This window comes from Cellulosilyticum ruminicola JCM 14822 (assembly GCF_001311925.1).
Lineage (GTDB): Bacteria > Bacillota > Clostridia > Lachnospirales > Cellulosilyticaceae > Cellulosilyticum > Cellulosilyticum ruminicola.
Genome location: NZ_BBCG01000087.1, coordinates 1 through 9,070, shown reverse-complemented (window position 1 = coordinate 9,070; position 9,070 = coordinate 1). Strand labels below are relative to the sequence as shown.

The 9,070-nt window shown below is 30.7% G+C and carries 6 protein-coding genes and 2 pseudogenes; all 8 read left to right on the top strand.

Annotated features, from left to right (window positions below):
* The first annotated feature begins 151 nt into the window (after positions 1-151).
* The 8 genes and pseudogenes from JCM14822_RS20655 to JCM14822_RS16970 all read left to right on the top strand — a co-directional run bounded on the left by JCM14822_RS20655 (position 152) and on the right by JCM14822_RS16970 (position 8,905).
* Positions 152-271, top strand: a complete 120-nt coding sequence (locus JCM14822_RS20655) for a transposase (protein WP_157047852.1) — start codon at positions 152-154, stop codon at positions 269-271.
* A gap of 371 nt (positions 272-642) precedes the next feature.
* Entirely contained in the window at positions 643-1,719 is a 1,077-nt protein-coding gene (locus JCM14822_RS17000) for an ABC transporter substrate-binding protein (RefSeq protein ID WP_054743658.1), read from the top strand.
* A gap of 79 nt (positions 1,720-1,798) precedes the next feature.
* Positions 1,799-2,916, top strand: a pseudogene (locus JCM14822_RS16995) (ABC transporter ATP-binding protein).
* Positions 2,909-4,563 (top strand): annotated as a pseudogene (locus JCM14822_RS24655) (ABC transporter permease). Before JCM14822_RS16995 ends, JCM14822_RS24655 begins: the two co-directional pseudogenes overlap by 8 nt.
* A gap of 75 nt (positions 4,564-4,638) precedes the next feature.
* Positions 4,639-6,375, top strand: a complete 1,737-nt coding sequence (locus JCM14822_RS16985) for a sensor histidine kinase (RefSeq protein WP_054743657.1) — start codon at positions 4,639-4,641, stop codon at positions 6,373-6,375.
* Positions 6,347-7,150, top strand: a complete 804-nt coding sequence (locus JCM14822_RS16980; RefSeq protein ID WP_054743655.1) for a response regulator transcription factor — start codon at positions 6,347-6,349, stop codon at positions 7,148-7,150. Before JCM14822_RS16985 ends, JCM14822_RS16980 begins: the two co-directional genes overlap by 29 nt.
* 54 nt (positions 7,151-7,204) lie before the next feature.
* On the top strand, positions 7,205-8,143 hold the full coding sequence (locus JCM14822_RS16975) for an AEC family transporter (protein WP_054743653.1): 939 nt from the start codon (positions 7,205-7,207) through the stop codon (positions 8,141-8,143).
* Between the two features lie 249 nt (positions 8,144-8,392).
* Positions 8,393-8,905: a flavodoxin domain-containing protein gene (locus tag JCM14822_RS16970; protein ID WP_054743651.1), complete on the top strand. Its 513-nt coding sequence runs from the start codon at positions 8,393-8,395 to the stop codon at positions 8,903-8,905.
* The last annotated feature ends 165 nt before the right edge of the window (positions 8,906-9,070 follow it).

Here is a 9,070-nt window from a genome sequence, read left to right as displayed (position 1 = left end):
TAAAACTCCTAGTGCAGTAACTTTTAGTTGTTTTATTAAAAAGCTTTCTGAGACAGATATTTTAGAAAGAACTTATAGAAGAATGATTTATAAAGCTAATTCGCTAGGACTTATTGATGCATGTAACTTTTCCTAACTTAATGGTAACTTTATTAAATGCTTTGGTTGGAAAATGCATGCATTAGTTGATACTGTTAGTGGTATTACATTATCGTACATGATTACTCCAGCTAATGTAGCCGATATGGATATGGCAGAGCCACTTGTATAAAAATTAAAGGAAGATTATGAAGAACTATTTAAACCTTCATACTACTTAATGGATGCAGCTATGATAAACCTGAACTTTATCAGGCCTTCTATGAAAATATAATGGTCAGGGCATTATTCCTATCAATTGGAGAAATACAATGATGCTGAAAAAAATCAAACTGTATCAGCATAACTCTAAGTAATTAAAACAGAAGGCAACTTTTGAATTATGAAATATCCTCATTTAGTAACCCCCCTTTAGGGCGTTTTTTATAAATTTTTATAAGTTCAGATTTTAAGATATTTTACATGTTTTGTGGATTGAGATGGATAGATGAAAATTTTAAAATGGAGTTATTAATAAAATATGAGTTATAAGGGGGAAATTAAATGAGAAAATTAGCTATATTAATGACAAGCTTAATCATGGCTGTTTCTATGGCTGGATGTGGCGGTGCTGCAAATCAAGTATCAGCTAATAATGGGGAAGCACAGAAAGAGAATGTGGAAGTAGCACAGGAACAAACAGAACCTGAAACCGATGAATTAGTTGTATATTGTCCACATCCACTTGAATTTATTGAACCACTTGTTAATGAATTCGAAACACAAACAGGGATTTCAGTAGACGTTGTAGCTGCTGGTACGGGAGAACTTTTAAAGAGAGTAGAATCTGAACAAGGTAATCCTCTTGGCGATATTTTCTGGGGTGGTTCACTTTCTACAATGAAACCTAAACAAGATTTATTCGAAGAGTATCAATCAGTTAATGAAGAGTATGTATATGATAATATGAAAAATGTTGAAGGCTCATTAACACGTTTCACAAATATCCCTAGTGTAATCATGGTAAACACAGATCTTATAGGAGATATTAAGATAGAAGGATATGAGGATTTATTAAATCCAGCATTAAAAGGAAAGATTGCACACTGTGATCCAGCAAAATCTTCATCATCTTATGAACACCTTATTAATATGCTTTATGCAATGGGTAATGGTAATCCTGATGATGGATGGGATTATGTAGAAAAATTATGTGAGAACTTAGATGGTAAATTATTAAGTGGTTCATCAGCCGTATATAAAGGAGTAGCAGATGGTGAATATACAGTAGGTCTTACTTTTGAAGAAGGTGGAGCTAAATATGTAGCAGATGGTGCACCAGTTAAACTCGTCTATATGAAAGAGGGCGTTATCTCTAAACCAGATGGTGTTTATATCATTAAAGATGCTAAAAATATAGCAAATGCTAAGAAATTTATTGATTTTGTAACAAGCAAAGATGCACAAACAATTATCATTGAACAACTTAACCGTCGTTCTGTAAGAAAAGATGTACCAGCACCAAATGGTCTTGAGAAACTTGAAAATATTAATCTCATTGAAGATGATGAAGAACTTGTTGTAGAGAAAAAGCAAGAGTGGCTTGATAAGTTTAAAGATATCTTTACAAGTGTACAGTAACTTTAGCCAATAAGATATAAAATAATACCCACATTGCTAAGTCCTTGTGGGTATTATTCATTATAAGGGAGGGAATAAAATGAGTGTTTCAATTAGTGCACAGAAAGTAGTAAAGAAATATGCTGAGTTTACAGTTATTCCAGACTTATCTTTAGAAATAAAGAATGGGGAGTTTTTTACCTTATTAGGCCCATCTGGTTGTGGAAAGACTACCTTATTACGTATGATTGCTGGATTTAACACTATAGAAGGCGGTGAAATCAAATTTGGTGATCAAGTAATCAATGATATTCCTGCTTATAAGAGAAATATAGGGATGGTATTTCAAAGTTATGCTATATTCCCACATTTGACTGTTAGACAAAATGTGGAGTATGGATTAAAGCTTAGAAAGATTAATAAAGTGGAAATGAAAGAGAAGGTAGATGAAATTCTAAAGGTAGTTAAAATAGAAGATTATCAAGATCGCTTGCCAGAAAGATTGTCAGGTGGACAGCAGCAGCGTGTGGCATTAGCGAGAGCTATAGTTATTCATCCCAGTGTATTATTAATGGATGAGCCTCTCTCTAATCTAGATGCTAAGTTAAGAGTAGAAATGAGAAGTGCTATACGTGAAGTCCAAAAAGAAGTTGGTATTACCACTGTTTATGTAACCCATGATCAAGAAGAAGCGTTAGCCGTTTCTGATAGAATTGCAGTTATGAAAGAAGGTGTTATTCAGCAGGTAGGTACACCACATAACATTTATACAAGACCAGCGAATACTTTCGTAGCTACATTTATTGGTCATTCAAATCTATTTAAAGGGGTATTAACTACAACTAAAGAGGGATCTTTTGTTAAATTTAAAAATGGTTATGAAATAAAAATGGATACATTAGTTGAGGATACAAGAGATAAGGCTAATGTTATCATAGCAATTAGACCAGAAGAATTTAGTATAGCAGATGAAGGAATCAAAGCAAAAGTTAAAAGTAAGACATTCTTAGGCAAATACATAGAGTATGAATTAGAATTTGATGAAGATATGATTGTAGAAGGCAGCCATCTATTGAGTATTCTCAAGATGTAGGCCATATTGAAAAGACTTATGAAGTAGGAGATACAATTAGCTTAGCACCTAATAAATCTAAGATTAATATATTTACAGATGATGGTCAAAAGAGTTTGATTAAGGATGTGAATGCATATGAATAAAGCTAAGATAAAATGGGATTTTTGGAGTACTATTACTGTAGTTATTATGGGTATATTTGCTTTGTTTTTAATTTATCCATTGCTTTCGTTATTTATCAGTGGTTTTCAAGATACAGAAACAGGAGCATTTACTTTAAGTAACTTTACTAAGTTCTTTCAAAAGAAATATTATTATCAATCTATGTTAAACAGCTTTAAGGTCACAATTAGTGTAACAATTTTAGCTATATTAATTGGGGCACCTATTGCGTACTTTATGACTTGTTACAAGATTAAATTAAAAGGACTTGTAGAAGTACTTGTCATCATTTCTATGCTTTCACCTCCATTTATTGGAGCGTATTCATGGATTTTATTAGCTGGTAGAAGTGGTGTTATTACAAAGTTCTTTGCAAATGTATTTAATATTGAGTTACCTTCTATTTATGGATTTGGGGGCATTTTGTTAGTATTCACTTTGAAATTATATCCTTTCATTTATTTGTATGTATCAGGTGCATTGAAGAAAATTGATGTGTCATTAAGTGAAGCAGCAGAAGTTTAGGGTGTAGTTCAACTAAGAAAATTGTAACCATTATTATGCCACTTATTTTACCAACTGTATTAGCTGGAGCACTTTTAGTATTTATGAATGCCTTAGCAGACTTTGGTACACCAATGTTAATCGGTGAAGGGTATAGTGTTATGCCGGTTATTATTTATTCAGAGTTTATTAGTGAAGTAGGTGGGCAAGCTAACTTTGCAGCAGCTATGGCGGCTATTATGGTATTAATCACAGCCTTATTATTTATGGCTCAAAAATATGTAGTTAATAAAAAGTCTTTTACTATGAGTTCATTAAGACCTATTCAGCCTAAAGAACCTAGAGGGGTAAGAGGCGTATTAATGCATGTGTTCATTTATTTCTCTATATTTCTATCTATCGTTCCTCAGATTACAGTTATATATACATCATTTCTTAAGACGAAAGGATCTATGTTTACTAGCGGATTCTCATTAGATAGTTATAGAAAAATATTTAAGAATGCAGGAAAAGCAATTATAAATAGTTATAGCTATGGTCTTATAGCTATTGTGCTTATTATTATTTTAGGCATGTTTATTGCGTACCTTTCTATACGTAGGAAAAATATTTTTACAAGTATCATTGATACCATTACGATGTTCCCTTATATTGTACCAGGTTCTGTATTAGGTATTACATTGTTACTTGCGTTTAATAAAAAGCCTATATTATTAAGTGGGACATTTATGATTTTGATTGTTTCATTTGTTATTAGGCGATTACCTTATACATTACGTTCAAGTGCGGCAATTTTATATCAGATTAGTCCAAGTATGGAGGAAGCTTCTATTAGTTTAGGATATTCACCTGTTCGAACTTTCTTTAAGGTGACAGCAGTTATGATGCTCCCAGGTGTATTAGCTGGTGCAATCTTGAGCTGGATTACGGTTATTAATGAACTGAGTTCTTCTATTATCCTCTATACAGGGAATACAAGAACAATGTCAGTAGCAATTTATACAGAGGTTATTAGGGCAAGCTATGGTACCGCCGCAGCTTTATCCACTATATTAACTATAACAACAGTTATTTCATTATTAATATTCTTTAAACTATCTGGAAGCAAAGAAGTAAATGTGTAGTAGGTGACAAAAGTGGGATAAGGTGGTAAAATGGGTATTAAAGTTAAGAAAATTCAATAAGTTAGAGGTGAGGGCATGAAACAGCTAAAGAAACGTTATTTTATGGAAGATATTTATCGTATTTTTGTTTTTAATGCCCTCATTCCTATTACAATTATTACGCTTATTACGTGTGGCATGATTATGATTATTTGGAATCAGACAATTATCAGTAGGACAGCAGATAAGAATGTATGGATGAAAAATAGATTAGAAAGAGTGATAGGTCAATTTATTGATAAGGTAGATGAGCTTACTGAAGATCAAGACTTTTATGCAGCACTCAATGATGAGAAACATAAAAATAAAGCTTATGAAGAACTTTATTATTTTGCTAATAGTATAGAGGAAAAAGTGGATTTTTATGTGTTAGATAAAAATCTGCATATGTTAGCTGGAAGTACGAGGCAAGTGCCTAACTTTCTACCTAGAGATACTCATGTTTCTTGGGGAATTACACAACGTATGAAAAATCAGCCTGAAGAGGTAATTTTAGAATGCAATAGAATCTATAAGGAGAATTTAAGCAGAACTAAACTTTTAATTGGTAAGGCGATTAAAGAATATGGAGAAGTTGAAGGTTATATTCTATTTGTTTTATATGGGGATGAATTTGTAAAAACATCGGGAGCAGAATTGACACATATCATTGTGACAGATTCTCATGATAATTTATTTTTAGCAACTTCGTTTGGTTATACTAATTCTTTAGATAAGATAAGAAATGAATTTAAAGAAAAAAATAATTATATCAGTATAGATAATGAAAAATATTATAAAAGAGATAGCAGCATTATAGATGGAAAAATGAAGATTTATACACTTACACCAGTAGGTAGGTTATACGATATCTTTGTATATGCAGGAATATTTATTGGAATAATTGTAATTATATTAAGTGTGGCTATGCTGTATATATTAAAAAGGCTTACAATGGAAAAAACTAAAGTGATTAATAAAACTGTAGAGGCATTTAAAGAAGTGCAGACAGGAAATTTAGATATGATTTTAGATATACAGTCTTATGAAGAATTTGAGATTATTGGTAGATCATATAATCTGATGTTAGACAGTATTAAGAAATTGATGGCCATAAATGAAGAAAAGATTAGACAGACAAGTATTGCTGAAATTAAACAATTAGAATCTCAATTTAATCCGCACTTTATATTTAATACATTGGAGCATATTAAATATATGATTAAATTAGATCCTAATGCAGCGAGTAGAATGATAATTAGTTTATCTACATTGTTAAGATATAGTATTACTAGTGGTAATTTAGAAGTAACTATATTAGAGGACTTAGAATATATCAAGAAATATTTATTAATTCAGCGATATCGCTTTCGTGAACGGTTTAATTATGAAATTTATATGGAAAGAGGAACAGAGGAATGTGTAGTACCGAAACTTATCTTGCAGCCTATTATAGAAAATGCTATTAAGTATGGTTTCGGAGAACAGGGCAAATTAATGGTGCATATTAGAGTCAGCCTTTTAGCAGATGATTTAGTAATTGTAATTTATGATGATGGTGTGGGAATGAGTAGTGAAAAGCTTGAAGAGATAAAGGGATTATTAAATCAAGAAGGAGAATGTTTAAGACACATCGGGATATACAATGTTCATAGGAGAATCCAATTAATGTATGGTAAAGCCTATGGTATAGATTTAAAAAGTGAAAAAAATGAAGGAACAGTTGTGAAAATAACATTACCGATTCATAAAGGGGCGATGAAATGTGCTAAAAGTCTTGATTGTAGAAGATGAAGATATGATTAGAAAAGGACTAATACATACTGTAGATTGGACTAATATGGGATGCATTATAGTAGGTGAAGCGAAAAATGGTAAGGATGGATTAGAAAAGATACAAGAGCTAAATCCGGATATTGTTTTTACAGATATTATTATGCCTAAGATGACGGGAATTGAAATGCTAGAGCAGGCCAAAGGTATAAGGAGTTTTAAAAGTGTTATTTTAACTAGCTATTCTGAATTTGAATATGCACAAAAAGCGATTGCCTTGCAAGTGTCTAATTATTTACTAAAGCCAATAGATGAAGATGAATTAGGCATGGTAGTTGAGAAGATAAAAAAAGAAATTTATAATTTGCGTACGTATAATACTTTATTAGAAAAGACTAAGGATAAAGGAGAAATACAGTTTAATGATTTAGATATTTATATTGAAAAAAATAAGTCTAGTAACTCTTATGTGAGTAAAGTACTAAATATTATTAAACTAGAATATACACATAAACTTACTATAGAATTGGTCGCAGAGCAATTAGGCGTAAGCAGTAGTTATTTAAGCCGTAAACTAAAGGAAGAAATGGAACAAACATTTCTAGAGATATTACATAAGTATAGATTGCAAAAAGCAATTGAGTTATTAAATGAAGGAAAATATAAAGTCTATGAAGTATCCAATATGACAGGATTCAATGAATATAAACATTTTTGCCAGGTCTTTAAAAAATATATAGGTATTGCACCAACTGAATTTATGAAAAATACGGAGTTAGTGATTCAAAAAAACTAAATGGTGTAATAAATTATTATATGATTAATATAAAACTTAAAGGGAGAGAACACAGTGGATTTTGGCAATATATATACGCAGCTAGGTATTTTATTTATGATTTTATTAATTGGGTATATATTAGGAAGAATTAAATTTATATTACCTGAACATACAGCATTTTTATCGAAATTTGTAGTACGTGTAACTTTACCAATGTTATTAGTATCAAGTATGATTATTCCTTTAACCAAGGAAAAGTTACAAAGTGCAATAATAATTTTATTATTATCAATACCATCTTATGCTCTTGCATATGTGATAGGATTAATTAGTTCTAAGTTCTTAGCAAAAGATTTAACAAACCGTAATATATTTGTATTTGCGAGTACTTTTTCAAATGCAGGATTTATGGGATTTCCAGTATTCCAAGCAATTTATGGTGAAGAAGCATTATTTTATGCAGTAATTTATAATATTCCATTTAATGTACTTGTATATACTTTAGGGATTGCCGTTATGAATTCTCATAATAGTGAAAAGGGAAAATTAAATTTAAAAGCATTAATTAATCCAGGTACAGTAGCTAGCGTAATAGGTTTAGCATTATTTATTATAGGATTACCGTTACCTCGATTTGTAATAGGTAGCATGAAAGAGGTTGGAAGTTTATGTACGCCATTATCTATGATTACTATAGGGGCCATGCTTAGCGAACTGCCAATCAAAGAGATGTTTAATAAAGTAGAGATTTACATCTTTGCAGTTATTAGACTGATGGTGATTCCATTTTTAGTGTGCATTGTACTTTATTATGGCTTAAAAATAGATAATCCATGGTTAGTGATCGTACCAGTTATTACAGCAGGAATGCCAGTAGCTACAAATACAGGAATGTTAGCAAAAGAATATAAGAATAATGCCATATTAGCATCACAAACTATATTAATTTCTACAGCCATGTGTATAGTTACTATTCCAGCAATGGTATATTTATTAGATAAGATTATGTAGTATAGTAGCCTTAAAATGAAGAGAAGATCAAAGTCATTTTAAGGCTATTTCTTTAAATAGATATAATTGACTATTCTGAAATAAAGGCGTATTCTTAAATTAATATAGTATATTATATTGAAAGAAGTGAGATTAAATATAAGAGGACATTGATATTACTGCTAGAGGACTAAAAAAATTAATGATGAATATAACTGATATGGAAGAGCTATTAGAGCAAGGTGATGAGATACAAAAAGGAGGAAAAATATGAAAACACTTATAGTATATGGAACTAAATATGGCACAGCGGAGAAATGTGTTAAGGAACTTGCAAAGAATTTAACTGGACAGGTAGATGTAATTAATTTAAAGGATAACAAAGATATTAAAACAGTAGACTATGATAAAATCGTAATAGGTGGAGCTATTTATGCAGGACATATAATAAAAGAAGTTAAAGAATTTTATGAAACTAATAAGGAAGCACTTAAGAGTAAGAAGGTAGCAGTATTTATCTGTTGTATGGATAGATCTAATCCAGAGCGATATATAACAAATAGTTTTGATGCCGATTTTATAAACGGAGTAATTGCAAAATGCTGTTGTGGTGGATCTTATCAATTTAGTAAAATGAATTTTTTAGAAAAATTTATAATAAAGCAAATTGAAAATGCAGGAGCTAAAAAGGGGCAAGGCAAAGAGGTAGATGGTAAAACAGATATTATAGATATACAATATGACAATATAAAAACCTTTGCAAAACAGATAAATCAGGCCTGAAAATAAAAAAAGTAAAATAAATGTAAAAAAGGTGTTGACATATGTAACCGAGTAAGATAAGATAATACAAGTCAACGGACAACGACTGACAAACATAATGAACCTTGAAAACAAAATAGTAATCATATAAACCAGTCGATTCATTAAACTACTTTAAGTAGTAAA

Bases quoted from the DNA above. Each gene is read 5' to 3' on its own strand.
- JCM14822_RS16985 (WP_054743657.1), top strand. From the start codon at position 4,639: ATGAAACAGCTAAAGAAACGTTATTTTATGGAAGATATTTATCGTATT.
- JCM14822_RS17000 (WP_054743658.1), top strand. From the start codon at position 643: ATGAGAAAATTAGCTATATTAATGACAAGCTTAATCATGGCTGTTTCT.
- JCM14822_RS16970 (WP_054743651.1), top strand. From the start codon at position 8,393: ATGAAAACACTTATAGTATATGGAACTAAATATGGCACAGCGGAGAAA.